The organism is Jiangella sp. DSM 45060 (genome assembly GCF_900105175.1).
GTDB lineage: Bacteria > Actinomycetota > Actinomycetes > Jiangellales > Jiangellaceae > Jiangella.
In genome coordinates this window covers 4,223,934-4,250,807 of record NZ_LT629771.1, presented here as the reverse complement: position 1 = coordinate 4,250,807, position 26,874 = coordinate 4,223,934, and the positions used below count along the sequence as shown (strand labels likewise).

Sequence of the window (26,874 nt, the reverse complement as noted above, 5' to 3'; positions counted from 1 at the left end):
GGCCGGGCCGCCTGCGGTGCGGCCCGACCGGCTCGGCTGGTGCGGATCAGGTCAGCGCGGCCCGGCGGCGTCCTCCCGGTCGGTGAGGCGGTAGGCGTCGCGGATGGTCTGCTCGACCCGGTTGCCGGCCTCGTCCCAGGCCTCCACCCGCAGGCTGACGACGTCCGAGGCGCGGCGGTTGGCGGGGCGGTGCAGCGCCGTCACCTCGAACTCACCGTCGCCGCGGGGACGGACGCGGGCTTCGGTCCACTCACCGCCCTGGTCGTAGCTGACCCAGAGGCGCAGCCCCTCGACCTCCGGCTGCGGCCGCCGCGACGGCTGGCGGTCGGTGGTCACCGTGATCCGCTGCGGGCCCGGCGCCTCCACCCGGTTCGTCAGGTCCAGCCCGAGGTCGTAGCGGAGGAAGATCAGCGGCTCCGGCCGGCACGGCGTGCCCAGCGGCGGGCGCTTCAACACCCGGGTCATCCACTCGGAGTCGCAGACGTACGGGTCGGCCAGCAGGTCCTCGTCGGCCGTGCCGGAGCGGAACTCCCACGCGGTCTCCGTCGGGCCGAACCGGTGGGTCAGCCGGTAGTCGGCCGGCTCCGGCGGCAACTGGTACGCGAGCAGCGTCCGCCCCACCGGGTCCGGCCCGCCCGCGACCTCGACGCCATCGCGGTAGAGGTGGGTGTTCCGGTCGTTGGCCAGCTGCCCGAACTGGCCGACCTGGTCCCAGCCGATCTGGCCCGGGTCGGACGACGCCGTGTAGCGCAGGTGCGGGTAGAAGACGTCGCCCTCCCGGCAGCCGGCGCACGGGGCCAGGTCCGACGGCAGGTAGCCGTGCGTCTGGTATCCGACCGGCGCGGTCCCGGCCGGCGACGGCACCGGCGCGGGCACCGGCGGCGAGTCGTTCCACACCATCGTGGTGCGGGTGGGCTCGTCGAAGACGTCGTAGCGGACCTGCCGCCCGGCCGGCGAGCCGAAGTCCTGCACCTCGTGACGGACGACGGTGTCGGGGTCCAGCGGCCAGGAGAACTCGGTCACCTCCCACGGCGCCGTCGTGGCGAACGGCGGCAGCGCCTGGGTGCCGGTGGTGCGTGGCCCGGCCGCCGAGTCGGCGGCCCGCCACGACGCCATCGTCACGCCGATGCCCGTCTTCGCACCGGCATGGATCCGGTGGTCGATCGTGACCAGGTCGTCCTCGTCGACGGTGAAGTGCAGCGAGTCCGGGATCGCGCCGTCCAGCGCCGGGCGCAGCTGGTAGTAGTACGGCGTGACGGGCGTCCCCTCGACGGTGAGGCGCAGGCCGTCGCCGGCCAGCTCGCGCAGGGCGGCGCCCTGGTCGAACGGCAGGTAGACCAGCGGCACCTGGGCCATCGCGTCGTCGAACTGGCTCACCACGGTCGAGCTCTGCAGCGGCGCCACCTCGCACCACACGCTGCCGTCCAGGGACGAGCCCGGGAGGTCGGCGAAGACGTGCTCCTCGTTCGGCGACATCGCGATGCCGGCGGCGCCCGCCGCCACCACGGCGTCCACCGCCTCGACGGCGGGCCAGCAGTGCCTCGGCTGGCCGTCGAACCGCGCCGGGTCGGCCCGCAGCAGCACCAGCGCTCCGCTCAGGTCCAGCTCGGCGAGCTCGTCCGGCGTGCCGAACCCGGCGTCCACGACGTCGAGCTCCTGGCGCCCGGAGAACATCGCCGGTTTGGTCCGGCCGGCGTAGTAGGCGATGGCAGCGGCGCCAGCGGCGCCCTCGGTGTCCCGGCCGACGGTGGTGACGGCGACCGCGGACCGTCCGTCCGTCACCGGCGCCGTCACCGAGCAGGTCGTCTCCTCGCCCGGCGCCAGCTCCTGCCGCATGCAGCTCAGCGCTCCCAGGTCGCTCTCCGTGACCACCTCGCGCAGCGTCGTGGTCCCGGTGTTGCGGACCGTCGCCGCGATGGTCACGTCGGTCCCGGTCTCCAGGTCCGGGCCCGGCGACCGCTGCGCGGCCTGGCCGGACGCGGTCGTCGCGACGATCGCGACGGCGGTCCCGGACGGCGGCGGCGGGCTGTTCGGGTCCGCCGCGCCGGTGTAGTGGGCCACGGCCACGCCGGCCAGCGGCACCGGCCGGCCGACCGCGTCGGGAGTGGTGCCGGTGACGATGACGGGCACCGCCTGCGGCCCGGCCACGGCCGTCGTGCTCAGGCCGCAGGTGGTCGACTGACCGCCGCCGAGGGTGTCCGTGGCGCAGGTCCCGGCGCCGAGTGGCGTGCGAGCTCCCAGCTCGGTCCAGGTGGACGACCCCGCCGGGTTCGTCACCCGCACCGACAGCTCGATCGGCGCCCCGCTCGCGACGACCGGCCCGGGTGCGGCCGCGGCGGGGACGCCGTCGACGGCCGGCTCGCCGACGGTGAAGCCGGGCGGTCCGACGGTCGCGAACGGTTTGCCCCATTCGGGGTACTCCGGTCGCAGCGCGAGGTCGTCGTGCCCGGCCGCCCGCATCGACAGGTCCGGCGCGACCAGCGTGCTCTCGACGATCATCCGGAACTCGCCGGTCTCCACCTCGTCGGTCGGCGTCAGCCAGTAGTCGACCCGCCCGTTCGCCGAGGTCGGGTTCTCCGCGAGCGTCACGAACCCGCCGCCGGCCGCCACGTGGTCGGGCACCCAGCGTTGCATCACCATCCGGCGCTGGTGGCCCTCGGCCGGCAGCGGGGTGTCGAAGCTGAGCTTCTCCGCGTCGGCGGCGTCCAGCACGATCTCGGCGTCGCCGGTGATCTCCACCTCGGGATCGACGAGGGTGCCCCAGTTCGTGCCGCCGGTCTCGGTGTCGTACCACTGCACGGAGTTGGTGAAGGCGATGTAGGTGCCGGTCGGCACCTGGAACTCCACGCCTGCCGCCCACTCGTCCGGGGTCCGGACGTCGACACCGCCGCCGCGCGAGACCCAGCCGTCCCGGGTCGACGGCGTGGCGTCGCCGTCGATCGGCGCGAGCGTCACGCTGCTGGGGTTCCAGCCGTCCGGGTCGCCGGAGTGCAGCTGGCGGACGGTGATCGTGTGCAGCTGCTCGCCGATGGTCATCCCGAGCGGCGTGGTGAGCCTGACGCCGTCCGCGGTCGCCACGACGCCGCCTGTGTAGACGCCGGGCGCCACGGCGTTCTGGTCGAACGTGACGACGACCGGGGCCGATCCGCCGGCCGGCAGCTCGACGGTGTCGCGGTCCAGCCGCACGGCGCCGTCCGGCACCCCGGGACCGTCGTCGTCGCGCGCGGCCACCGTCAGGTCCAGCGTCACGGGCTGGTCCGTGGGGTTGGCGTAGGTCAGCGTCCGGGTCAGGGGGTCGCCCTCGACTGGCAGTCGCAGGAAGCCGAAGTCGGCGGTCGCGGGGCTCACCTGGACCTGCTGGCCGACCGCCCGTGCGACGTCCAGCCGCCCGGCGCCCTGCTCGTAGACCGTGTACCCGCCGTCCTCGGCGCTGGCCACCAGCGCCGACTTCAGCTGCGGACCGGTCCAGTCCGGGTGTTGCTGCGCCAGGATCGCGGCGGCGCCTGCGACGTGCGGCGTCGCCATCGAGGTGCCGCTGACCCGGGTGTAGTGGTCGTCGATGTGCACCGCGCCGTTCATGCTGGTGCCGGCCGCGCGGGCCGCGCCGATCGACACCCCGGGTGCGGTGATCTCGGGCTTGATCGCGTAGTCGCCGCGACGGGGTCCGCGGCTGGAGAACGAGGCGAGCGCGTCCTGCTTGTCGACGGCGCCGACGGTCAGCGCCGCGTCCGCGGCGCCGGGGGAGGCGACGGTGAAGTCGCGGCCGTTGTTGCCCGCGGCGATGACGAACAGCGCGCCGGTCTGCTCCGACAGCGTGTTGACGGCCTGGCTCAGCGGGTCCGTCCCGTCGGTCGGTCCGCCGCCGAGGCTCATGCTGACGATGTCGGCGTCCTGCTCGACGGCGGCCCACTCCATGCCGGCGATGACCGACGAGCCGACGCTGCTGCCGGCGTCGGACAGCACCTTGCCGACGACGAGGTCGGCGCCCGGCGCGACGCCGGTGTAGCGGCCCTCCGAGGCGGCGCCGGTGCCGGCGACGGTCGACGCGACGTGGGTGCCGTGCCCGTGGCCGTCGGCGACCTCCTGTTCCGGGATGAAGCTGCGGCTGGCCACGATCTGGCCGGCGACGTCCGGATGGGTCGGGTCGATCCCGGTGTCCAGGACCGCTACGGTGACGCCGGCGCCGTCCAGTCCGGCCGCCCGGGCCTCGTCGGCGCCGATCTGCGGGACGCTCTCGTCCAGGCTGACGGAGACCGCGGGGTCCAGCCAGACCCGCTCGACGCCGGCCGCCAGCCGGTTCCGTCCGCCGGTCAGCGACGCCCAGAAGTCGGCGGCGCCGGCCAGCGGCACCGTCACCGCGGCGGCGTCGATGCTGTCCAGCGGGACGCTGGTGGCCGTCGCCGCGAGCGCGGCGGTGCGGCCGGTCAGGCTGCGGGCGTCCTGCGCGCCCGCGTACTCGACGATCAGCGGCAGGTCGGCGCGATCGGCGTAGCCGTTCTCGGCCAGGTAGGCGACGTCGAACAGCTTCTCGTCGAGCAGGCCGGACTCGATCTGCCCGGCGACGTCGTCCGGGATGGCGTACAGCGCGTCGCCGTCGCCGTGGTTGGTCACCTGGATCCCGGGCACGGAACCGTCCGGGCGCTCGGCCGCCTGCGCCTGGACGTCGTAGTCGCCGGGGGCCGTCCGCTCGACCGTCACGTGATCGCCGGTGACGAGGGTGAGCTGGTAGGTCTGCTGGTCCAGGCCGGCGAGCGCCGACGGTGGTCCGCCGCTGCCGGGCGGGGCCGGATCGGGCGCCTCGACGCCCGCCGTCGTCGCTCCGGACAGGACCAGTGCGGTGCAGGTCAGGCCGATGGCCGAGGCCAGGGCCGTGGTCGCGCGTCGCAGTCTTCCCATCGTCACTCCTCGTGTCGGTGCTGCGCCGGGCCGGGCTCAGAGCGGCTCGTAGCCGTCCGGGCGGCGGGCCGGTCCGGGGGTGGGCGAGGCCGGGTCGGGCTCGGACTCCGGGGCGTCCTGCGGGGCGTCGTCCGGCACCCGTTCGTGCGGGTCGGGCGTGGTCATCCGGGTGTTCTCCTGTGTCTCGACCTGGAGTCGTCAGGAGAGTCTCGACCGGTGCGCCCGATTTGTACCCGGGCTATCGACCTAATCTTTATCGGCGGGGAGCAGCCCGGCCTCGAGCGCCTTGACGGCCAGCGCGGTGCGCGACGTGACGCCCAGCTTGCGCATGGCGGAGTTGAGCTGCCCGGCCACCGTCTTCGGCGAGCGCGACAGCGCGCCGGCGATCTCGCGGTTGGTGCGGCCGGTGACGACCAGCCGCACGACCTCCAGTTCGCGCGGCGACAGCTGGTCGCCGTAGCCGCGCCGGCCGCGTCGCCAGGTCCGCCGCACCTGTACGCCGAGCCCGCGCAGCTCGGTGCCGATGCGGGCGGCGTCGGTACGGGCGCCGAGGCCGGCGAGGGCGTGGAAGACGTCGGACAGCAGCGCGGCGCCGTCGTCGGAGCGGCCCGCGCGGAGCAGGCAGCGCGCCTGCCGCTCCAGCGTCAGTGCGGCGTCGTACGGACGGGGGAGCGCGGCCCACGCCGCCGCGGCCGCCGCGTAGCCGCCGGCCGCGCCCGTCACGTCGCCGCCGGCGGCCAGCAGCCCGGCCCGGCAGGTCAGCAGCGCCGCCCGCGACGCCGGCGCGTCGACGTCGCCGAGGCCGCGCTCGTACGCCGCCACGAGCTCGGCCGCCTCCGCCGCGCGACCGGCCGCCAGCAGCACGTCCAGCCGGATCCGGGCGAGGTCGCTGGCCCACACCCACATCTGCTTGGCGCCGATCGTGCGCATCGGCTCGTCCGTGGCGGCCGCGGCGCCGTCGACGTCACCGGCGGCCAGCAGCAGCGCGGCCAGGGCCGCGGCCGGCGATACCGGGAGGACGGCGATGCTGTCGGCCGGCGCGTCGGCGAGCAGGCCGCGGAAGCGCTGCTCGGCCCGGCGCGGCGACCCGCCGGCCGCGTGCAGCAGGCCGTCGACGAGGAACGGCTCGAGGCCGCCCATGGCGGCCAGGCCGCTGTCGGCGATCAGCGCCGCCACCCGCCCGGACAGCCCGTCCCACCGCCCGGTGTACCAGTCCAGGTGCGCCTGGATCGCCTGCACGCTGGCGTTCAGCCGCGCGTAGCCGGTGCGCCCGGCCAGCTCCGTCGCGGTGTCCAGCCGGGCCTGGGCGTCGTCGTATCGGCCCCAGCCCGTCGCGACGTAGGCGAGGTTGGCCAGGCCGCGGGCCAGCTGCCGGGCGCCCTCGAGATCGGTGACGTCGTCAGGCAGTTCGGCCGCGACCGCCCACCCCCGCTCCTGGCCCAGCGTCACCAGTGCCGCGGCGCGGTCGGCGGTCAGCGCCAGCCGGTCGGCCGGCGTGCCGATGCCGGACGCCACCTCCGCCGCCCGCTCCAGCCAGCCCAGGTGGACGGCGGCCGGCCAGGGGCCCTGCAGCGGGTAACCGAGGTAGGTCATCGCGCGGGCCGCCTCGACCGGGTCGTGGCTGAGGTCGGGGACGGCGCGGGCCAGCTCGGCGTGCGCCTGCTCGAACTCGCCCGCCTGCAGCAGCAGCCGGCCGAGCGGGTTGCGGATCTCCGCCTGCGCACGCGGCGCGAGGTCGTCGCGGGCCAGCACGTCGCGCAGCGTCCGGATCGCCTCGTGGTGCAGGTCGTCGACCGGCTCGCGCCGGTCACTGGCCGCGGTGGCCAGCCGGACCGCCAGCGGGACCGCGGCGGGCGTGCGCACCGGCGCCGTCGTCAGCAGCCGCACCAGCAGCGTCACGGCGGTGGTGTGGTCGCCGGAGGCGGCGGCGTGGGCGGCCGCCTGCTCGGCGTACGCGCACCACTTCTCGACGTCGTGTGCGGCCTGGAAGTGCCGGCTCAGCTGCACGACCGGCCGCGGCCGCTGCCGTTCCAGCGCGGCGCCGGCCCGCTGGTGCAGCCGGCGCTGCTCGATCCCGGTCATCGCGTCGTACACGGCCCGGCCGACCAGCACGTGCCGGAACGCCAGCCGGCCGCGGTCGCCCTCGGCGAGCAGGCCGCTGCGCACCGCCTCGGCCAGCGCGTCGCGCGCCTGCGCCGCCGTCAGCCCGGCGACCTCGGCGATCAGCCGCTCCTCGGCCGGCTCGGCCAGAACGGCCGCCGCCTCGGCCGCACGGCGGGCCGCCGGGGCGAGCCGCTGGGCGCGCTCCAGGACGGAGTCGCGGACGGTCGGCGGGACGGCCAGCTCGTCAAGGCTGCGCCGGATCCACTCGCCGTCGTGCCGGACGACGTCGTCGCGCTGGCGCAGCAGCCGCACCGACTCCTCCAGCGCGAGCGGGACGCCGTCGGTGCGGTCGTGCAGGAACGCGGCGAACGCGTCGGAGACCCGCTCGCCGCCGAGCATCGACGACACCAGCCCGGCCGTCGCGGCCACGTCCAGCGGCGGCAGCGTGAGCCGCAGCTGCGTCCAGCCGGCCGGCAGCCGCGACGACAGCCGCAGCAGCAGCGAGCCGGGAGCGACGTCTTCGGGCCGGTAGCTGAGCAGCAGGCTCAGCGGCGGCCGCCGCGCCACCAGGAACAGCAGGAACTCCAGCGTCGCGCGGTCGGCCCAGTGCACGTCCTCGACCACCAGCACGCGCACCCGCAGCCTGTCGATGAGCTCGGCGAGAGCGCTGAAGATGCGGTGCCGGGCGGCCTGCGGGTCGTCCAGCGGCTCCGGCGCCGGCGGCAGGACGGCGTCCCACTCCGGGAACAGCGGCCGCAACGCTCCGACCAGCGCGCTGACCCGCAGCCCCGGCAGCCCGGCACCCGCGCGGCTCTGCCGGACGGCGTCGACGACCGGCCCGAGCGTCAGCGACTCCTGGAACGGCGGGCAGGTCGCGACCAGCGCGCCGGGCGGGCCGGCGGCGACATACTCGTGGACGAGGCGGCTCTTGCCGATGCCGGCCTCGCCCTCCAGCAGCACCACGGCCGGCGGCTGTGCGAGCGCGCCGGCGAGAACGGCGGTCTCGCGCTCGCGGCCCACGAACGCGGGCGCCGCGACGTCGTCGGGCCGGTCGCCGGTGCGGGGCGGGTGTGGCACGGCCGGGCACCCTTCGTGTGCGCCACCACGGGACGGGCCGTCGCCGGACCCGCCTGCCCGGTTCGCACCATAACGGATGCGGTGGGACCGCGACCAGCCTCCGGCGAGCGTTGGTGGCGCCCTCGTCTCAGGGTGTCAGGCGGGTGGCCGTGTGCTTCGCGAGGCCGTCGACGCACTGCTGGATGAACTTCGTCAGGGCGCGCCGGTAGACGCCGCCGAAGCCGGGCACCTTGGCCCGGAACGACGAGCGCCAGCGGATGGTGGTGCCGTCCGGCCCCTCGGAGAGGTCGATGTCGGCGCGGTAGCCCTTGATCGCCATGCCCGACAGCAGCGCGTAGCTGAACCGCCGGTCCGGCACCAGCTCGACGATGCGCTCGCGGTTGGTGATGCGGCCGGTGCGGAAGATCCGGACCGCGCCGAGGCTCTCGCCGCCCTCGGGGCCGGGCGACTCCAGCTCGAACGAGCCGAGCGGCGACCAGACCGGCCAGCTCGCGCCGTCGCGCAGCAGGGCGTAGACGGCCGAGGCCGGGGCCGTCGTGGTGGCGGTGACGTCGATGCGTTGTTCACCCATGTACCAAATGGTACAGGTACGATCTGAGGCATGACAGAGGCGGGTGGCGGGAAGGAGCGGTTGCTGCGGGCCGCGATCGAGTACGTCGCGGCGAACGGGATGGGCGAGCGCAGCCTGCGGCAGATCGCCTCGGCGCTGGGCACCAGTCACCGCATGCTGATCTACCACTTCGGCTCCAAGGAGGGCCTGTTCGTCGAGGTCGCCCGCACCGTCGAGGAGCGGCAGCGGGAGCTGCTGGCCGAGCTGGCCGCCGCGGACGACCCGGTCGAGGCGGGCCGGCGGTTCTGGACCCGGGTGTCCGACCCGGCGCTGTGGCCGAACGAGCGGCTGTTCTTCGAGCTCTACGGCCGCGCCCTGCAGGGCGACCCCGCGGCGCTCCCGCTGCTCGACGGCGTCGTCGACACCTGGGTGGAGGCCCTGGCCGCGCCCATGGAGCGGGCCGGCGTCGCGCCCGACGTCGCTCGGGCGCAGGCCCGGCTCGGGGTCGCGGTCGGCCGCGGGCTGCTGCTGGACCTCCTCGCCACCGGCGACCGCGCCGCCGTCGACGCCGCCATGGACCGCTTCGTCGCCATGTTCGCCGCGACCCTGCCGGCTACGGACCCACCACGCTGACCACGACGGGCGTGGCGATGCCGACCGCGAGCTCACCCGTCCCGTCCCGGGCGCCGGCCGGGATCGTCACTACGGCCGCCGCCGACCCGTCCACTCCCGCGTCCACCACCGCCAGCTCGACGACGTCGTCGCCCTGCCGCCAGGTGACGGCCTGCCCGGTGAGCAGCTCCGGATCGACGTCCGAGCCGTCGTAGACGACCGGGCCATCCTCGGCGGCCGCGCCGCTGTCGACGCATCCGGTCCACAGCCCGAGCCCGGTGACCAGGACCGTCTGGCCCGGTGTGACCGTCTCGGCCGCGACGACGGTGGCCGGGGCGGCACATGCCTGCTCGCCCGTGCTGGTGCCCGGGTCGCCGGACCCGCACCCGGTCGCCACCAGCAGAGCGGCGGCGAGCGCGAGCGGAACCGGCCGCGCTGCGCGCATGCCGTCAGTGTCGCAGAACGTGGCGACACCTCCGAAAGGCCGGACGTGCGGACGGCCCTCAGGCCGGCTCGGCGAACACCACCACGTTGTCGCGGTAGCGGCCCAGCTCGCGGTCGTACTCGCCGCCGCAGGTGATCAGCCGCAGCAGCGGCCGGTCGTCCGGGCCGCCGTAGACGGCGTCGGTCGGGAAGTCGTCCTGCGAGTACTGGCCGACCTCGACGACGCGGAAGGCGGACGTGCCGCCGTCGGCGCGGGTGACGACGATCTCGTCGCCCGGCGCGACGTCGCCGAGCCGGTAGAACACGTCCGGCCCGTCGCGGTTGTCGAGGTGGCCCGCGATCACCGCCGCGCCGTTCTCGCCCGGCTCTGGCCCCGCCTGCCACCAGCCGGCGTCGCCGTACGGGGGCGGGACGAGGACGTTGTCGCCGTCGACGGCGATCGGGACGACGTCGGTGTCGATGCCGGCCGACGGGACGGTCACCGCGACCGGGTCGGCCAGCTGCTCCGTCACGGGGACGGCCGACGGGGTGCTGGGCGGTTCGCTCGGCGGTGCGGTGGTCGGCGCGACCGGCACGGCGGGCGCGGTCGCGGCGCCTGCGTCCGTGCTCGTGCCGGACGGGTCGCCGCCGCACGCCGCCGCCAGGAGGACGGCCAGGGCCGCGACGGCCGCCACCCGCCCGGGGCGGCAGCCGTCGCGGGTCCGGTGCACGGCGCCGGTCAGCTCTCGGTCCGGAACCGGCGCCAGAGCAGGCCCGCGCCGCCGACGCCGGCCAGCCCGACCAGCGCGCCGGGCGCCAGCCAGCCGAGGTCGCCGTCGGCGGTGCCGCCGGCGCCGGTGTCGACGCCGCCGCTGGGCGCCTGCCCGCCGTCGTCGTCCCCGTCATCGTCGCCGGAGCCGTCGTCGTCGCTCGCGGTGACGCCGGTGTTCACGCCGCCGCTCGGCGCCTGGCCGTCGTCGCCGTCGTCGCCGGAACCGTCGTCATCACCGCCGTCGTCGTCTCCCGCGTCGTCATCTCCCGCGTCGTCGTCGGCGGCGACGGCGACGGCATCGACGGCGGTCGCGGGGGCGGCGAGGGCGACGCCGGCGCCGGTCAGTCCGGCGGCCGCGGCGAGCGCCGCGGCGAGGCTGATCCTGCTGGAACGCATGGCTGGCTCCTTCGTGTCGGTTGGTCTTCCCGACCTCAATCTGTCCTGGTCAGCGCCCGGAAGCCAGCGAGAACGGCGTTGTTGAGAGCGTTCTCATCGCCAGCTCATCGCCCGGCCGCGAACTCTCATCGAACGCGGTCGTCCCCGCCGCCCGGCACGTGCCGGACGACGGGGACGAGAGCAGTCGGTCAGAGCTGGTCGAGCACCGCGAACGGGTTCGCCGCACCGCCGTTGGCGGCCGCGACGACCCGCCGGTCCAGCGTGTACGACCCGCCCGCCGGCAGCGTCACCGGGAACCGGCTCATGATCCAGTTCCCGTTGCCGTACGCGGTGAACTCGTCGTCGCCCGCGTAGACGACGCCGTAGGTCTGCGGGTCGGTGCCGGCGCCGCCGATCCACCGCCCGGCCGGGACGTACTCGGCCGGGCTCTCGTACGGCGTGGTGATGACGGGGTGCCCGGCCACGCCGTGCCGCTGCCCGGCGCCGTCCCAGTCCATCGCGTCGCCCACCCACACCGAGAGGTCCGACGAGCCGGTGTTGCGGAAGACGGTCGACGCCCGCACCCATGGCTCGCCGGGCCGGATCGTGTACGTCGTCTCGACGGTCACGCCGGGGTGCGCCGACGACGTCCCGGTGGTGCGGACGATCGCCGCGTCGCCGGTGGCCTGCACGACCTCCACGTCGGAGGTGCGGACCGTCGTCTGCTGCCAGGCCTCGGTGCCGGTCGGCTGCTCGTCGGCGATGTACGGCAGGTTCAGCCAGTCCAGCTGGTCGGCCCGGCCGCGCACGGCGAGGTCGACCGGCTTGCCGGCGGTGGACCCCGGCAGCTGCCCGTCGTCGTACACCTTGGCGATGGCCACCGCGAGCTGGTCGTTCTCCATGACGACGTCCTGCGGGCCGCCCTCGACGAGGCCGCCGGAGAGCTGCCGGCCCACACTGGCCAGCACGGTCACCGGGTCGAGCGTGAGGTCGGCGGTCGCGGTCGAACCGGCCACGACCGACGCCGTCGCCGTCGCCGTCGCGTACCCGAGCGCCGCCACCCGCAGCGTGTACGCGCCCGGGTCCAGCGCCATCAGGTACCGCCCGTCGGCGCCCGTCCGCGCGGACCCGGCGACCGCGCCGGAAGCGTCCACCGCCTCGACCAGCACCCCGGCCGCCGGGGCGCCGGTGTCGGCCTGCGTCACCGTGCCGCCGACGCGGGACCGGTCGGCCACCTCGTCGTCGAGCAGGTCGAGCCGGTCGGCCCACGCGGCGACGTTCGACGAGACGTGCCCGGCGCCCGGGTAGTCGGTGATGTGGTACCAGCTGATCGTACGGGTCTCCCCGGCGTCGACGGCGGCGTCGAACCAGGCGCCCGTGACGTAGCCGAACCCGCTGATCGCGTGCGGCTCGTCCTCCAGCCAGGCCACGCCGTGCGCCGGGACCTGCCGCTCCGTCGTCGAGCCGACGTACACGAAGTTGTCCGTCCAGCCGGACGTGACGTAGCCGGGGTCGTTGCGGGCGATGCCCGGCAGATACGCGACGTCCTGCGCGCTGTCGGGGTCGAGCAGGTACTGGAAGTACCCGTCGAAGTCCGACGTGCCGGTGTTCTCGATCTCCAGGCTGATCTTGACGACGGGCGCGTCGGCCAGCGCGCGGTAGCGCAGCGTCGTCCTCAGGTCCGGGTCGACCTTCGCCGACCCGGACGCCACGACGGCGGAGCCCTCGGTCCCGATGTCGGTGAGGTTCAGCCAGTCGTTCGGACGGTTCCAGTCGGGTGTGCCGGGCCCGCCGGCCGTCCGCGACAGCATCAACTCGCTCCAGTCCAGCGTCTCCTGCGCGGTGCCGTCGAGTAGGAACAGGTCGCCGAGGCTGCCGGCGGCGAGCGTGCCGGGCTGGTTGTTCGCCGCGGCGCGGGACGAGATCGTCGCCTGGACCCGCTCGTTCATGGTGAAGTGGTACGTCTCGCCGGCCACCGCGTCGGTGCGCGGGCTGCCCGAGCCGTAGTCGGGTACCACCGTGGACGCGCCCGCCGTCGGGCCGGTCACCTCGGCCAGCGTGAGGTCCGCGGTGACCGTCCCGGTCGTGCCGACCGTCACCGCCGCCGTCGAGCCGTCCACCGGCAGGAACGCCCGCTTCGCCGTCGACACCGTGTAGTCGCCGGGCGCCAGGCCGAGCGTGTACCGGCCCTGCGAGTCGGTGGTCGTCGACAGCGACTGGCCGCCGCTGGTGGCGACCACCCGGGCGCCGTCGACCGGCGCGCCGGTCGCCTCGTCCGTCACGGTGCCGGTGACGCGCGCCCACCGGGCCGCGGCCTCGCCGCCCGGCGTGAACGCGTAGAGGTTGCCGTCCCACGCGCCGGCGACGACGGTGTTGCCGCTGACCGCCGGGCCGGAGCCGACCCAGGTGCCGATCTCGTACTGCCACAGCGGCTGCCCGGTCACGCTGTCCAGCGCGTAGAAGAAGCCGTTGTTGGCGCCGACGAACAGCGTCTCGCCGCTGAGCACGGGCGAGGACAGCACGCCGCCGGTGTAGGTGCCGCCGGGCAGCAGCCGGTCCCACAGCACCGCGCCGGTCCGGGCGTCGAGCGCCGTCACCGCGCCACTCGGGAAGCCCATGTAGACGACGTCGCCGGCGACGGCCGGAGCCGACGGCGTCGCGCCGCTGGAGACCCGCGACGCGTGCGGGCTGCGGTAGCTCCACAGGTCGCGGCCGGTCGCGGCGTCGCGGGCGATGATGCCGTTGTTCGAGCCGATGAACACCCGGCCGTCCGCGGCGGCGGGGATGCCGTCCTGCCAGCCGCCGAGCACCGCCGACGACTGCCACTGGCGCACGCCCGTGGCGGCGTCGAAGGCGAGCACCTGGTCGGCGGTCTGGCTGCCGACGAAGACCTGACCGCCGGCGATGGCCGGGGTGCCGTCGCTCATCGTCGCGCCGGCCAGCGGCGACGCCCAGAGCTCGCTGCCGTCGGCCGGGTCGAGCGCGACCAGCGCGCCCTGGCTGCCCGCGCCGTAGCGGGTCTGGTAGGCCCAGTACACCTTGCCGTCGGCGACCGCGGGGGAGTAGTAGCCGTAGGCGCGCTGGTTGTTCGGCTCCGGCGCGTCCTCGGTGTCGCGCTGCCACACCAGCTCGCCGGTGTGACGGTCGACGGCGAACAGCTGGGCGCGCAGCGTGCCGACGAACACGGTGTCGCCGAGCACCGCGGGGGTGCCGACGATCGACGACGGCACCGGGTACTCCCAGAGCTGCTCGCCGGTCGCGAGGTCGACGGCGTGCAGCGCGGCGTTGCCGTCGCCGTTCTCGTCGCGGGTGCCGGCGTACACGACGCCGTCGACGACGGTGGGAGAGCCGGTGAGGAACGTGCCCGGCGTGCGGTAGCTCCACGCCAGCTCCAGCCCGGGGTCGACGACGTCGGCGGCCACGCCGGTGTGCCCGGGGTCGCCGTGGTGCTGGGTCCAGTCGGCGCCGGCCACCGGCGCGACCAGCGGCTCGGTCGTCATGGTGAAGTCCGCCGACTCGGTCCAGCGCTGCCCGCCCTCGTCGACCGCCTCCACCTCGATGCTGTGCGGGCCCGGGGATGGCGCCCGGCCGGCGAACTCCGCGTGCCAGGTCAGCTCACCGGACGGCGTCAGCGGCCGCCACGAGCCGCCGTCGATGCGGTAACGGACCCGCACCACCTCGTCGGCGGTGTCGTACGCGTTGACCTGGATGTCCGGGAAGCCGGTGCGGTTCCCGTCGGCGCCGACCTCGCTGCCCGGCGCCGGGCTGGTGATCGTCAGCGCCTGGTCCACGCCGTACATGCGGAACGGGTTCTCGAAGGTCTCGCCGCGCAGGTGGATGAAGCGGAAGCCGCGCGGGGCGTTGTCGATGGTGTACGAGCTGGACACCGTCTGGATGTGCTTCGCCGACGGCGCGAACTCACTGTTCGGCTCGACGTCGTTGGAGTGCTCGTGGCCGACCAGCATCAGCTCGGCGCCGTACTGGTCGAACAGGTCGCCGTACTGGTCGTACTGCGACGGCGAGCCGAACGGCACGTTCATCGGCTGGTGAGCGAGGACGATCAGCTCCTTGTCGCCGACGTTGGCCTCGAGGTCGCGGCGGATCCAGCTGAGCTGCTCGTCGAACGGCGCCTGGCCGTTGTTCTCCAGCACCAGGAAGTGCCGGTTGCCGTAGTCGAACGAGTACCACTCCGGTCCGACGTGACGACGGTAGTTGTCGATGCGCGCGGCGTATCCGGTGCCGCCGCCGGAGAAGTACTCGTGGTTGCCCACCGCGGGCCACACCGGGACCTCGGAGCCGGCCGTCGCCTTCTTGTACGTCGTGAACTCGGCGTCGGTCGCGTTGTTCGTGAGGTCGCCGCTGACGGCGATGAACGGGATGTCGTTCGAGGTGGAGTTGATCTCGTGGATCTGCTCCGGCAGCTGCGGGTTGACGTGCGGGTCGGCGATGTTCGCGAACGAGAACGTCGAGCCCTGACTGCCCGGGTCGCGGGTCAGCGCGAAGTCCGCCGTCCGCGTCTCACCGGCCGGCACCTGGCCGAAGGACTGGTAGAACCGCGGCGTCATGAACTCGTCGGCGCCGACGACGTAGCCGGCGGGCTGGGTGATGAACACGAGGTCGGTGACGCGCCGGGCGGTGTCCAGCTCCAGCTGGTAGCGGCCCTGCTCGTCGGTCTCGACCAGCGCGACGCCGTCGGACACGCTGACGCCCTCGACGCCCGGCTCGCCGGCGTCCTGCCGGTCGTTGCCGTTGGCGTCCTCGTACACGACGCCGCTGACCTGCGCCGACGACGCGGCGACGGTCTCGGCGACCACGGTCGCGACCGGGCCGATGAGCGCGACGCCGACCAGCAGGGCCAGCGACGCGTAGACGGCCCGGCGGTAGCGGCCGAGCGCCTCCGGGGAGAGGCGTGCGCTGAGCGTTCTCACTTCGTCTCCATTCACTGAGGGGGTCACAGCAGCCGGTGGACGAACCACGCCAGCCCGGTCACGACGGTCACGGCGGTCGCGACCAGGTGGGCCAGCGAGAACCACGCGTAGCGCCGGGCGGCGGTGGCCAGCGCGAACAGCCCGGCGGCCAGGACAGCCTGTCCGAGCGCGATGCCGAGGCCGACGCCGGCGACCGACGTCGCCAGGTCCCAGCCGAGGTCGTCGCCGAAGCGCAGCCCGCCGGCGAGCGCGAACCCGTGCAACAGCCCGGCGGCGGCGACGGCGGGCAGCCGCCAGCGCGACTCCGGCCCGACCAGGTTCGTCGCGGCGACGTAGACGACGGACAGCGCGACCAGCGCGCCGGTCACCGGGCCGGGCAGGCTCACCCACCCGGCGACGACGGCCAGCAGGCCCACGGCGGTGGTGACGGCGAACGCGGCGACGCCGCGGGCGAGCTGCGCGAGGCTGGTCGCGCCGATCGCCAGGGCGGCGACGAACAGCGCGTGGTCGAGGCCGGTGAGCACGCGCTCCGCGCCCAGCCCGACGGAGCGCAGCGCGGCGGCGCCGAACGACTGCTCGCCGGCGCTGAACCGCGGGTACGCGCCGTCCAGCACGACCCGGCCGCGCTCGCCGCCGAGGTGGTAGTCGACGGTGGTGGTGTGGTCGTCGACGACGGCGTCCGAGCCGGCACCGGAGAACACCGAGTAGTCGAGCACGTACCGGCCCGACGTCGCGCCGTGGCAGTCGTAGTCGAGGTCGAGCACGGCGTACGCGACGTCCTCGGCGGTGGCGTCGGTGGCCGGCCGCTGCTCGACGTCCGACCCCTCCAGCGTCATCGCGCACTCGATCTCGTCGGCGACGATCCGGACCCGGCCGGCCAGGTAGGTCTCGATCAGGTCGCGCTGCGCGGCCAGCTCGGCCCGGCGGCTGCCGTCGTCGGGCGCCTCGATCGCGTGCTCGCCCATGCCGATGGCGCGGGCGAGGATCTCGTACTCCAGGCCGAGCCGGTAGCGGACGTGGTCGCCGTCGGCGCGGATCTCGGACCAGCCGTCGCTGGTGCGGACGTGCGCGAGGGCGGGCGCGGCGGCCGGCAGCAGCACGAGCACCGCGACGACGCCGGCCACGGCCGCACGCACCACCCGACTCGTCGACATGCCCGCCTTCCGGTCCACGCGATCCGGCACCCCGCCGGGATCACCCTGGTTTGCCGGAGTTCCCGGCGGCAATGGTCGTCGCCCGTTGTTCGCCCAGGGTTCGCACCGGCGACGACCGGCGGCTCGCGGGGTGAGACTTGGGGGTATGGGAACGGCGCGAGTGGCCGCAGGGGCCGTCGTCGGCGCGTTCAGCGGGCGTTCAGGTGCGCCGCCGCAGGGTCGGGACCGGAGGTGACGCGATGCGCGTCCTGGTGGTCGAGGACGAGCGGCGGCTGGCCGACGGGATCCGCGCCGGCCTCGAGGCCGAGGGGTTCGCCGTCGACGTCGCCCACTCCGGCACCGACGGGCTGTGGTCGGCCACCGAGCACCCCTACGACGCGATCGTGCTCGACCTGCTGCTGCCCGGCCTCAACGGCTACCAGGTCTGCGCGCGGCTGCGCGAGCGCGACGTGTGGACGCCGATCCTGGTGCTCACCGCCAAGGACGGCGAGTGGGACGAGGTCGAGGCCCTCGACACCGGCGCCGACGACTACCTCACCAAGCCGTTCTCGCACCACGTGCTGGTCGCCCGCCTGCACGCGCTGCTCCGCCGCGACCTGCGGGAACGGCCGGTCGTGCTGGAGGCGGGCGACCTGCGGGCCGACCCCGGCTCGCGGCGGGCGTGGCGCGGCGAGCGGGAGGTGGAGCTGACCGCGCGGGAGTTCTCGGTGCTGGAGTTCCTGCTGCGCCGGCGCGGCGAGGTGCTGCCGAAGACGGAGATCCTGCGGCATGTGTGGGACGAGGCGTACGACGGCGACCCCAACATCGTCGAGGTCTACATCGGGCACCTGCGCACGAAGCTGGACCGCCCGTTCGGACGCCGGAGCATCGAGACGGTGCGCGGCGCGGGCTACCGGATGGCCGCCGATGGCGGCTGAGCGCGGGCGCCGGGGCTCGGTCCGGGTGCGCACCACGGCCGGGGCGGTGCTGGTCGCCGGGCTGGCGCTGCTGCTCGGCGGCGTCGCGCTGGTCGTCGTCATGCGGTCGGCGCTGCTCGAGCAGGTGGCCGACGCGGCACGGTCTCGGGCCGTGTCGGTGGATGCCGCCGACCCGCGCCTGGTCGCCGACGACGACGGGTTCGTGCAGGTGGTCGAGGACGGTGCGGTGGTCGCCGCCACCCCGAACGTGGCGGGCATCGCGGCCGTCGACGTGCGTCCCGGCGACACCGCCCGGGTGGACGTCGGCGGCGAGGACATGCTGGCGGTCGCGGTGCGCTCCGGCGACCGGACCGTCGTGGTGGCGGGCCAGTCCACCGACGACGTCGCCGACGCGACCGGGGTGGTGACCCGGCTGCTCGGCGTCGGCCTGCCGGTCCTGCTCGCCGTCGTCGGGGTCACGACGTGGTGGACGACGGGCCGGGCGCTGGCTCCGGTCGAGGCGGTCCGGGCCGAGGTCGACGCGATCTCCGCCGCCGAGTTGCACCGCCGCGTCCCCGCCGGCCGCGGCGACGACGAGATCGCCCGGCTGGCCCGCACCATGAACCGCATGCTGGACCGCCTCGAGGACGCGCAGACCCGGCAACGCCGGTTCGTCTCCGACGCGTCGCACGAGCTGCGCTCGCCGGTGGCGTCGATCCGGCAGCACGCCGAGGTGGCGCTGGCGCATCCCGGCCGCACCACCGTCCCGGCTCTCGCGGGCACCGTCCTGGCCGAGGACCTGCGCGTGCAGCGGCTGGTCGAGGACCTGCTGGTGCTCGCCCGCGCCGACGAGCACCTGCTGCGGCTCGCCGCGCACCCCGTCGACCTCGACGACCTCGTGCTGGAGGAGGCCGCGCGACTCCGGGCGTCCGGCGCCGTCACCGTCGACACCACCGGGGTCGCCGCGGCCCGGGTGAGCGGCGACGCCGCCGCCCTGCGGCGGGTGCTGCGCAACCTCGGCGACAACGCGGTCCGGCACGCCGCCGGGGTCGTCGCGCTGTCGGTGGCGTCGCGCGACGGCACGGTCCGCCTGGTCGTCGAGGACGACGGTCCCGGCATCCCGCCCGCCGACCGCGAGCGCGTGCTGCACCGCTTCGTCCGACTCGACGAAGCCCGCGACCGCGACGCCGGCGGCGCCGGTCTGGGCCTGGCCATCGTCGACGAGCTGGTCCGGGCCCACGACGGCGCCGTCGAGGTGGGGGAGCGCAACGGCGGCGGCGCCCGGTTCGTCGTCCGCCTGCCCGCTGGATGACCGCCGCGTTCAGCGCCGGTTCAGCACCGCCGATGCACGCTCGTGTCATGACGAACACCAAGGCATGGATCGGAGCCGCCGCGCTGGTGGCGGCCGGAGCGATCGCCACCACGGGCGCGGCGGCGAGCGGAGACGACGACGGCCGCGAGCGGCCCATCACCGGCGACGCGCTGCAGCAGGCGAGCGCGGCCGCCCTCGACCACACCGGCGGCGGCACCGTCACCGGCACCGAGGTCGGCGACGAGGAGGGCTACTACGAGGTCGAGGTCACCCTCGACGACGGCACCCAGGTCGACGTCCACCTCGACCAGGACTTCGCCGTGCTCAGCGACGAGTCCGACGGCGCCGGCGACACCGAGGACTGACGGTGCGCGCGGCGGCGGGGCTCGCGATCGCCGTGGCCGGCGCGCTGCTGGCCGGCTGCGGCGCGAGCCAGGACACCGGCGCCCCTATCCGGCGGGTCGACACCGCGCGGCCGTCGTTCTCGGAACCGACGGTCATCGACAACCCGCTGTTCCCGGTCTCGCCCGGCGGCCAGACCCTCCAACTCGGCACCGAGGAGGGCGAGCCGCTGCGCGTCGAGGTCACCACACTGCCGCGGACGCGCACCATCACCTGGGACGGCCGGCGGATCGACGCCGTCGTGTCGCAGTACGTCGCCTACCGGTCCGGTCGCGTCGTCGAGGTCGCACTCGACTACTACGCGCAGGACGACGACGGCGGTGTCTGGTACCTCGGCGAGGACGTCGACAACTACGAGCGGGGCGTGGTCGCCGACCACGAGGGCAGCTGGCTGGCCGGCCGCGACGGGCCGGGCGGGCTGATCATGCCCGCGCAGCCGCGTCCGGGTGACGTCTTCCGGCCGGAGAACATCCCGGACCTCGTGTTCGAGGAGGTCACGATCCAGGACGCCGCGGTCACCGTCGACGGCCCCCGCGGGCTCGTCGACGGCGCGGTCGCCACCGAGGAGCACCTCATGGACGGCACCGTCGAGCACAAGGTGTTCGCGCCGGGGTACGGGGAGTTCCGCGCCGAGACCTCCGACGAGCTGGTCCAGGTGGCCGTCGCCGTGCCGGCCGACGCCGCGGCCGGTGCGGTCCCGGCGGTGCTGACGCAGCTGGCCGGCGGCGCGGCGCGGGTCTACGACGACGCGGGCGCCGGGCTCGCCGTCGGCGCCTCCGTCGACGCGATGACGTCCGCCTGGCGGGACCGGCCCGACGACACCGCGCCACCCGCGCTGGCCGCCGCGCTCGACGACGCGCTCGGCCGGCTGTCCGGAGCCGGCGACCCCACGGCGGTGCGGCAGGCGGCCGTCGACACCGCGACCGCCGTCCTCGACCTCACCCTGCCCTACCGCCCGCCGGCCGAGGTCGACGGCGCGCGGCTCGACCTCGTCGCCCGTCAGCTGGCCATCGACACCGAGACCGGCGACGTCGCAGGTCAGCGCTCCGACGCGGTGGCCATCGCGGCGCTGCGCGACCGCGGCGCGGCCACGCGCTGAGCGAACGTGCGTCGCCGGACACGAGCGGCAGGACTACGCTCCCGCTCATGTCCGACGCGACACCCGAGGGCAGCGGCTCGGTCATCCCGCAGATCCGGATCATGCGACGGTCCGGGCTCGAGCAGCGGGCGACCTTCTTCGAGCTGTTCTTCGACCTCGTCTACGTCTTCGCCGTCACCCAGCTCTCGCACCACCTGCTGGCCAGCCACCTGACCTGGACCGGCGCCGCCGAGACGGCGTTCATGCTGCTGGCCGTCTACTGGGCGTGGAACTACACGACCTGGATGGCGAACTGGTTCGACCCCGAGACCGCCCCCGTGCGGCTGGTGCTGACGTTCGTCATGCTGGCCAGCCTGCTGATGGCGGTCGCGATCCCGGAGGGCTTCGGCGACCTCGCGCTGCTGTTCGCGTGCAGCTACGCCGCCCTGCAGATCGGCCGCAACCTGTTCGTCGTCATCGTCACGCCACCGGGCACGTTCAACCGGAACTTCCGGCACATCCTCGCCTGGTCGGTCGCGTCCGCGCCGCTCTGGGTGGCCGGCGGCCTCGTCGACGACGCCCGCTGGCCGCTCTGGCTGGTCGCGTTGGCGCTCGACCTCTCCGGACCGCTGGCGCAGTACTGGGTGCCCGGCGACGGCAGCGCGCCGATGAGCCAGTGGGCGATCGACGGGCACCACTTCGCCGAGCGGTTCCAGCTGTTCGTCATCATCGCGCTGGGCGAGAGCATCGTGCTCACCGGCGTCACCGCGTCGGGCACCGAGATGAGCCTGGAGAACGGCCTCGCGCTGGGCGTGTCGTTCCTGGGCTCCGTGGCGCTGTGGTGGCTGTACTTCTCCGGCGCGTCGCCGGTCATCGCGCACCGCCTCGGGCACAGCAGCAGTGAGGACGTCGGCGCGCTCGGCCGCGACATCTACACCTACCTGCACGTCCCGATCGTCGCAGGCATCGTCCTCATGGCCGTCGGGGACGAGCTGGTGGTCGCGCACCCGGGGGACGAGATGGGGACCACCGGCGCGCTGGCCGTGCTGGGCGGGCCGGCGCTGTTCCTGCTCGGCCTGCTGGCTTGCAGTGTGCGGGTCCGGCACCGGGCCGGCTGGCCGGCGGTCGCCGCGGTGGCCGTGCTGCTGGCCGGCGTGCCGGTGATGGCCGGGCGCAGCGGCCTGGCGACGGCGACGTTCTCGCTGGTCGTGCTGGGGGTGCTGGCGGTGCTCGAGTTCCGCCGCGCGGCGTCCGTGAACGGCAGCGAGGTGCCGTCGACCGGTTCGGCCCCCGACACGCCCTGACGTGTTGGCCGGGGTCGGTTGGCCGGGCCCTCGTTGGCTGGGTTCTGACCGTTCGCCTGCCCCCTGCTGCTTTCCATGGTCGGGGGCGCGGTCGGCCGCCTCGAGCGGACCGTTCGGCGCTTCGCGGGACGGGTGACCGCTTGACCCGGCCGCCCGCGCCCCCGTTCAAAGCAGCGTCAGGGGGCGGCCGGAAAATGGGCCCCGGCTTCCAGCTCTGCTGGGCTTCTTCTCCGCTGGCCGGTCACGGGTTTGCTTCGGGTTGGCTACCGGCTCCGCTGTGCTCTTTGTCCGCGGCCGCTCACGGGCCGTGGGTGGCGTCTCGGCAATCGACTCCGCTCGGCTCCTGGGCCACTTGCCTCGTCGCACCGTGGTAGGTCGACCCCTCCCGGCCCGGGTGGGGCCCACCCTACGGGCGGGCACCGACAACGTCGCGCCGCAGAAGGGCACCGACAACGTCGCGCCGCAGAAGGGCACCGACAACGTCGCGCCGCAGAAGGGCACCGACAACCTCGCGCCGCAGAAGGTGCCGCCCGCTTGCCGCTCGTCGCGGGCTCCCGGCTCCGCTCGGCTCGTCGTTCGCCGCCCGGTGCCGGTCCGCACCCTGTGTCGTGGAGCCGAAACGTCGCGTGGAGGCCGTGTCGCCGTCGCGCGGGGTTCACCGGGGGCGCGAAGACTCGACGAGGCCCCGCACGCTCGTCGAGAGGATCAGACATGGCTCCGAGGACGCTGCGCCGGACGGTGGCGGCCGCCGGCGCGTTCGCGCTGCTCACCGGCCTGGCCGCGACACAGGCCGGCGCTGATGAGGAGGATCCGCGGATCGAGCAGTTCCGGCAGGCGCTCGCCCAGCTGCGCCCGCTGACGGACCCGCCGGCCTGCGACCAGACACCCGAGCCGGACCGCTGGGCCGACGCCGGGACACCGGACGCGGGCGCCGAAGACGCCGTCATCTCCGCCCACCGCGGCGCACTGACGCTGGCGCCGGAGAACACGCTGGACTCCTACGCCTACGCGTTCGCCTACGGCGTCGACCTCGTCGAGGTGGACGTCCAGCAGACGAAGGACGGCCGGTTCGTCGCGCTGCACGACTCCACCGTCGACCGCACCACCGACGGCACCGGCAACGTCGCCGACCTCACCTTCGACGAGGTCAGGGCGCTCAACGCGGCCGACTACGCGCCGTGGAAGGGCAGCGCCTACGACCCCGCGCAGGTCGCGTCGCTGGAGGAGGTGCTGGCGCTCGCCCAGCGGGCCGGGAAGGGCGTCGAGCTGGACGTCAAGGGCTCGGTCACCGAGGAGGGCGAGCTGGCCGAGCTGGTCGGCGAGTACGGCCTGATCGAGGAGTCGATCTTCAACTCCGGCGACGCGCGCATCTTCCTGGCCGAGCCGGCCGCCCGGCTCATCTACAACCGGGACCGGTGGGAGCCGAACGTCCTGATCTACGAGATCGCCGGGATCTTCAAGGTGTTCGGGTCGCGGCTGGACGAGTACACGCCGGAGTCCGTCGCGGCCGCCCACGACAACTGTGCGATCGTCATGCCGCACGCCTACGACGCCGGCCCGGAGCAGGAGGTCGCGCAGTTCCTGCAGGCCCGCGCGATGGGCGCCGACGGCGTGCAAACGAACCAGCCGGCGCTGATCGTCGCCGCCGCGGGGGAGGCGGTCGGCTCCGTCATCGAGACCGGCCGCGGCGAGCACGGCCGTATCGACGAGGTCTGCCTGGTCAACGCGGACAACGGGTTCGGCTTCCCGGGCAAGCCGGTGCGGTTCGAGCGCGGCGAGAGGACGGCCGAGGCGACCACCGGCCGCGGCGGCTGCGTCGCGGTGCCGGACGGCCACTGGCTCGGCGCCCGCGTGACGTTCGGCGGCGACGGCGCCGTCACCGCGTCGGCCGCCCGGCTCGTTCCGTAGGGGGACGGGTTCCCTCGCGGCCGCCGCCCGGCCGCGAGGGAACCACCGGTCAGAGCCGGAAGGCCGCCGCGTCGTTGGCCTCGCCGGCCTCGAGCGAGACCAGCAACCAGGCCCCGTCGGGCGCGCCCGACAGCGGGACCGTCACCTCGTGCCGGCCGGCCGCGAGCCGTTGGTCGACCCGGCCGAGCACGGCCGCGCCGTCCCAGACGAAGACCCGGGCCTGCCCGGCCCGCCGCGTCCGCAGCCGGGCCGTGACCGAGCCGCCGGAGGCCGACGCCGCCAGCACCTCGACCGACCCGTCGCCCAGCGCGCGCCAGCCGCCCAGCGGGACGTTGTCGCCGGCCGACTGCAGGATGCTCTGCGGCGAGTCGACGCTCTTCGCGGCGGTGTCGGGCAGCACCGGCTCCTTCGGCGCGGACGGCTGGGCCGCCAGCTCCGGCAGCGTGACGACGGCCCACCGGTACGGGTCGGCCCGCACGCCCTGCCAGGTGGACCAGCCGATGCGGGTCTGCGTGCTCTTGTCCTGGGTGTCGGAGTCGTTGACGAGGATGTTGAAGCCGACGTGCTCCGGGTCGAGCGCGTCGGGCAGCACGTCGAACGGGATCTTCGCCACCACCGTGTACCCGGTGTAGGGGTCGCCGACCCGCGACGCGACCTCCATGCCGGGCGCGGTCTCCGGGCCGGGGCCCTGCCGGTTGTCGCGGTCGCGGTGGAAGCTCGGCGGGTTGCCGTTGGCGGGGTCGTCGGTGATCGGGAAGACGCCGGCGATGAACACCGTCGACGTGTTCGCCGACGTCCCGCGCGGGTCGATGTTGATCTCGACGGAGTCGGTGCGCCGCTGCCGCTTGGTGTCCTCGGGCGGCAGGACGAAGCCGAGCACGTCGTCGGTGACGTTCACGTAGACGTAGAACGCGTCGTCGGTGTACGTGATCCTGGCGTGGCCGGAGATGTCCGACGCCGGCGCCTGCTCGCCCTCCCAGCGGGTGGAGATGTCGATGACGGCGCCGGGGAACTCGCTCTCGTCGACGTCGCCCGACACCCGCGGCGCGGTGGCCGCCTTCTCCAGCGCGAGCGACGGCACCAGCAGGAACGCGGCGTCCTGGGCGGCCGAGCCGCCGTCGTAGGTCGTGACGATCTCGATCGGGTACCGGCCGTCGTTGGGCGCCCGGTTCGACGTCGGCAGCGACGGGTCGGTGTTGGTGACGGTGAACGTGACGGCACCGGCGGCGCCGGGCGCGAGGTCCTGGTACGACCGGCTGGCGGGGGAGACCTCGAAGCCGGCCGGCACCGAGAGCGTGACGGCGCCCGACTGCGGCCGGTCGCTGGTGTTGGTGAGGTCGACGCGGACCTCACGGGCACGGCCGCTGCCGATCGCGAGCAGCGGCAGGATCAGGCTGTCGAGGTGCTCGACACCGTTGGCGGCGGTCCAGGCGCGGAACTGCGCGATCTCCGGCAACGGCTCGAGGGTGCCGCGCACCGGCGCGCCGATCTCGACCACCTCGCCGAGGGTGCCGGCGCCGTGCCGCGGCGTGCTCAGCGTCCCGCGCAGGACGAACCGCTCGCCCGCCACGAGATCTGCCGGGACCGTGACGGTGAACGTCGCGCTCGCCGCGCGGCCGGGTGCCAGCGTCCCGAGCCGGCCGTCGCCGCTCACCGTCCAGCCCTCCGGCACCTCGACCGCGACGGACGCGTTCGGCACGGGCCGCCGGGCGGCCGCGCGGGCATGCGCCACGACCTCGAAGGACGTGCCGGCCAGCACGTGGAAGCCGGGCGTCTCGAGGTAGAACTCGGTGCCCAGCGGCAGGCCGCCGGGGGCCTGCAGGGCCGCGCCCTCGATGGCCGCCAGGCCGCCGCTGCGCGGGTCGGGGTACGGCGTGCGGGTGTCGATGAGCGTGAACCACTGGCTGGAGATGCGCGCGGGGTCCGATGGCGGGAACGCGCGGGTGGACCAGCCCTGGGTGACGTACTCGCGCGCGGCCCACGTCTTGACGACGCTCCACCGCTCGCCGCCGTGGCGCTGCGAGACGGTGCCGTCCCAGGTGCCGAAGACGACGTCGGACGCGACGCGCGGGGTGTAGCCGGTCGCCGGGCCGTCGGGGCCGAGCGGGCCGCTGCCGACGGCGCCGCTCTGCAGGATCCGGCCGACCCGCCACGGGCCGAAGCCCTCGTCGGCGTGCTCGGGGAACCGCCGCGGATCGGCGGCGGCGTAGTAGGCCTCGACGGCGAGCTTGGCCGCCTGCTGGTGGTTGCCGTGGTTGCCGTCGGTGGCCGACGGGTTCATGGTGACGATGACGCTGGGCCGGGTGGCCCGGACGACGCGGACGATGCGCCCCAGCGTGCTCTCGTGGCCCCAGATCTGCTCGCTCAGCGGCGCGCTGGCGGTGTAGTAGAAGTCGAGGCCGTCGAGGTTGTAGATGTGCTCGATGCCGGCGTAGGCGACCGCGCGGCGCTCCTCGGCCTCGCGCAGCAGGCCCAGTGGCGGGCCCTCCTCCAGGCCGACGGCGTTGCCGCCGCCCTCGCCGCGGGTGATCGTGATGACGCCGGCGCGCACGCCGTGGTCCTCGTTCCACTGACCCAGGGCGCCGAGCGTGCCGGCCTCGTCGTCGGGATGGGCGCCGATGTACAGGATGTCCAGGTCGACCGCACCTCCCGGCTCGGCGAGTGCCCGTTCCGCGGGGGTCAGCAGCCGCAACCCGGCGGCCGCGCCGACGGCCGCGGCGGTGACGGCGCCGGTGCCACGCAGGAAGCTGCGGCGGTTCAGGTTCACGTCCATGTAAGCCCTCTCTACGACGCGCGATGACGGCGCGATGCTCATGAGGTCATGCACGACCGGCGGCGACGGCACGCCGACGGACTCCCCGCGCCGCGGGTCCGGCAGGGACCTCGGCGCGGGGAGGGGTCATGAGCTGTGCATGACCGGACTTCAGCGGTGACAGTGCGGGTGCGGACGCCGGCCGAGCGCCCTCGGAAGGCCTTCGAAGGGCGACCCTAGGGACGTCTCCGGCCCGTTGGCAAGGGTTCGTGAGCTTTTTCCTTCGGAGAACGAAAAATAACGGGACGAGACCTGCCGTGTCCGAACCGTGT

The 26,874-nt window shown here is 74.8% G+C and carries 17 protein-coding genes; 7 read left to right on the top strand and 10 right to left on the bottom strand.

Features of this window, described 5'->3' with window-relative positions; genetic code table 11:
* Positions 1-51 precede the first annotated feature (51 nt).
* The 4 genes from BLU82_RS19020 to BLU82_RS19010 all read right to left on the bottom strand — a co-directional run bounded on the left by BLU82_RS19020 (position 52) and on the right by BLU82_RS19010 (position 8,647).
* Positions 52-4,896, bottom strand: a complete 4,845-nt coding sequence (locus tag BLU82_RS19020) for a S8 family serine peptidase (protein WP_092622684.1) — start codon at positions 4,894-4,896, stop codon at positions 52-54.
* Between the two features lie 36 nt (positions 4,897-4,932).
* A complete protein-coding gene (locus BLU82_RS36015) occupies positions 4,933-5,061 on the bottom strand; it encodes a hypothetical protein (protein ID WP_255367082.1) in 129 nt (42 codons plus the stop codon).
* Between the two features lie 81 nt (positions 5,062-5,142).
* Positions 5,143-8,076 carry an AAA family ATPase gene (locus BLU82_RS19015; RefSeq protein ID WP_092622683.1) on the bottom strand — a complete coding sequence of 978 codons (2,934 nt, stop codon included), beginning with the start codon at positions 8,074-8,076 and terminating at the stop codon, positions 5,143-5,145.
* 127 nt (positions 8,077-8,203) lie between these two features.
* Entirely contained in the window at positions 8,204-8,647 is a 444-nt protein-coding gene (locus tag BLU82_RS19010) for an SRPBCC family protein (RefSeq protein WP_092622682.1), read from the bottom strand.
* 30 nt (positions 8,648-8,677) lie between these two features.
* On the opposite strand from BLU82_RS19010, the gene BLU82_RS19005 reads away from it, so the two are divergent.
* A complete protein-coding gene (locus tag BLU82_RS19005) occupies positions 8,678-9,259 on the top strand; it encodes a TetR/AcrR family transcriptional regulator (RefSeq protein WP_092622681.1) in 582 nt (193 codons plus the stop codon).
* Here BLU82_RS19005 and BLU82_RS19000 read toward each other — a convergent pair.
* The 5 genes from BLU82_RS19000 to BLU82_RS18980 form a co-directional block, all read right to left on the bottom strand.
* Positions 9,240-9,683, bottom strand: coding sequence for a hypothetical protein (locus BLU82_RS19000; protein WP_092622680.1), 444 nt, complete (start codon positions 9,681-9,683; stop codon positions 9,240-9,242). The genes BLU82_RS19005 and BLU82_RS19000 overlap by 20 nt on opposite strands.
* A 58-nt stretch (positions 9,684-9,741) precedes the next feature.
* Positions 9,742-10,392 (bottom strand): class F sortase, encoded by a 651-nt coding sequence (locus tag BLU82_RS18995; RefSeq protein ID WP_197682324.1) that lies wholly within the window; start codon positions 10,390-10,392, stop codon positions 9,742-9,744.
* Positions 10,393-10,400: 8 nt separating this feature from the next.
* Entirely contained in the window at positions 10,401-10,829 is a 429-nt protein-coding gene (locus tag BLU82_RS18990; RefSeq protein ID WP_092622679.1) for a hypothetical protein, read from the bottom strand.
* Positions 10,830-11,017: 188 nt separating this feature from the next.
* The gene (locus BLU82_RS18985) at positions 11,018-15,736 is read right to left on the bottom strand and encodes a PQQ-binding-like beta-propeller repeat protein (protein WP_172885645.1); all 4,719 of its coding nucleotides are present in this window, start codon (positions 15,734-15,736) and stop codon (positions 11,018-11,020) included.
* A gap of 23 nt (positions 15,737-15,759) precedes the next feature.
* A complete protein-coding gene (locus BLU82_RS18980; RefSeq protein ID WP_157741128.1) occupies positions 15,760-16,890 on the bottom strand; it encodes a HupE/UreJ family protein in 1,131 nt (376 codons plus the stop codon).
* Positions 16,891-17,129: 239 nt separating this feature from the next.
* Here BLU82_RS18980 and BLU82_RS18975 point away from each other — a divergent pair, with 239 nt between their 5' ends.
* The 6 genes from BLU82_RS18975 (at position 17,130) to BLU82_RS35170 (ending at position 23,790) form a co-directional block, all read left to right on the top strand.
* Positions 17,130-17,807 (top strand): response regulator transcription factor, encoded by a 678-nt coding sequence (locus BLU82_RS18975; RefSeq protein WP_092622677.1) that lies wholly within the window; start codon positions 17,130-17,132, stop codon positions 17,805-17,807.
* Complete coding sequence (locus BLU82_RS18970; RefSeq protein ID WP_092622676.1) at positions 17,797-19,098, top strand: cell wall metabolism sensor histidine kinase WalK; 1,302 nt, start codon at positions 17,797-17,799, stop codon at positions 19,096-19,098. The genes BLU82_RS18975 and BLU82_RS18970 overlap by 11 nt, the downstream gene beginning before the upstream one ends.
* A 47-nt stretch (positions 19,099-19,145) precedes the next feature.
* A complete protein-coding gene (locus tag BLU82_RS18965; RefSeq protein WP_092622675.1) occupies positions 19,146-19,463 on the top strand; it encodes a PepSY domain-containing protein in 318 nt (105 codons plus the stop codon).
* 2 nt (positions 19,464-19,465) lie between these two features.
* Positions 19,466-20,599 carry a hypothetical protein gene (locus BLU82_RS18960; protein WP_092622674.1) on the top strand — a complete coding sequence of 378 codons (1,134 nt, stop codon included), beginning with the start codon at positions 19,466-19,468 and terminating at the stop codon, positions 20,597-20,599.
* A gap of 47 nt (positions 20,600-20,646) precedes the next feature.
* Positions 20,647-21,882, top strand: a complete 1,236-nt coding sequence (locus tag BLU82_RS18955) for a low temperature requirement protein A (protein WP_092622673.1) — start codon at positions 20,647-20,649, stop codon at positions 21,880-21,882.
* 711 nt (positions 21,883-22,593) lie between these two features.
* On the top strand, positions 22,594-23,790 hold the full coding sequence (locus BLU82_RS35170; protein WP_092622672.1) for a glycerophosphodiester phosphodiesterase family protein: 1,197 nt from the start codon (positions 22,594-22,596) through the stop codon (positions 23,788-23,790).
* Positions 23,791-23,839: 49 nt separating this feature from the next.
* On the opposite strand, the gene BLU82_RS18945 is transcribed toward BLU82_RS35170, so the two are convergent.
* The gene (locus tag BLU82_RS18945) at positions 23,840-26,563 is read right to left on the bottom strand and encodes a sugar-binding protein (RefSeq protein WP_092622671.1); all 2,724 of its coding nucleotides are present in this window, start codon (positions 26,561-26,563) and stop codon (positions 23,840-23,842) included.
* Between the last annotated feature and the right edge of the window lie 311 nt (positions 26,564-26,874).

Bases quoted from the DNA above. Each gene is read 5' to 3' on its own strand.
- BLU82_RS35170 (WP_092622672.1), top strand. From the start codon at position 22,594: ATGGCTCCGAGGACGCTGCGCCGGACGGTGGCGGCCGCCGGCGCGTTC.
- BLU82_RS18980 (WP_157741128.1), bottom strand. From the start codon at position 16,890: ATGTCGACGAGTCGGGTGGTGCGTGCGGCCGTGGCCGGCGTCGTCGCG.
- BLU82_RS18970 (WP_092622676.1), top strand. From the start codon at position 17,797: ATGGCGGCTGAGCGCGGGCGCCGGGGCTCGGTCCGGGTGCGCACCACG.
- BLU82_RS19010 (WP_092622682.1), bottom strand. From the start codon at position 8,647: ATGGGTGAACAACGCATCGACGTCACCGCCACCACGACGGCCCCGGCC.
- BLU82_RS18990 (WP_092622679.1), bottom strand. From the start codon at position 10,829: ATGCGTTCCAGCAGGATCAGCCTCGCCGCGGCGCTCGCCGCGGCCGCC.
- BLU82_RS19005 (WP_092622681.1), top strand. From the start codon at position 8,678: ATGACAGAGGCGGGTGGCGGGAAGGAGCGGTTGCTGCGGGCCGCGATC.
- BLU82_RS18945 (WP_092622671.1), bottom strand. From the start codon at position 26,563: ATGGACGTGAACCTGAACCGCCGCAGCTTCCTGCGTGGCACCGGCGCC.
- BLU82_RS18955 (WP_092622673.1), top strand. From the start codon at position 20,647: ATGTCCGACGCGACACCCGAGGGCAGCGGCTCGGTCATCCCGCAGATC.
- BLU82_RS18975 (WP_092622677.1), top strand. From the start codon at position 17,130: ATGCGCGTCCTGGTGGTCGAGGACGAGCGGCGGCTGGCCGACGGGATC.
- BLU82_RS19000 (WP_092622680.1), bottom strand. From the start codon at position 9,683: ATGCGCGCAGCGCGGCCGGTTCCGCTCGCGCTCGCCGCCGCTCTGCTG.
- BLU82_RS18965 (WP_092622675.1), top strand. From the start codon at position 19,146: ATGACGAACACCAAGGCATGGATCGGAGCCGCCGCGCTGGTGGCGGCC.
- BLU82_RS19020 (WP_092622684.1), bottom strand. From the start codon at position 4,896: ATGGGAAGACTGCGACGCGCGACCACGGCCCTGGCCTCGGCCATCGGC.
- BLU82_RS36015 (WP_255367082.1), bottom strand. From the start codon at position 5,061: ATGACCACGCCCGACCCGCACGAACGGGTGCCGGACGACGCCCCGCAG.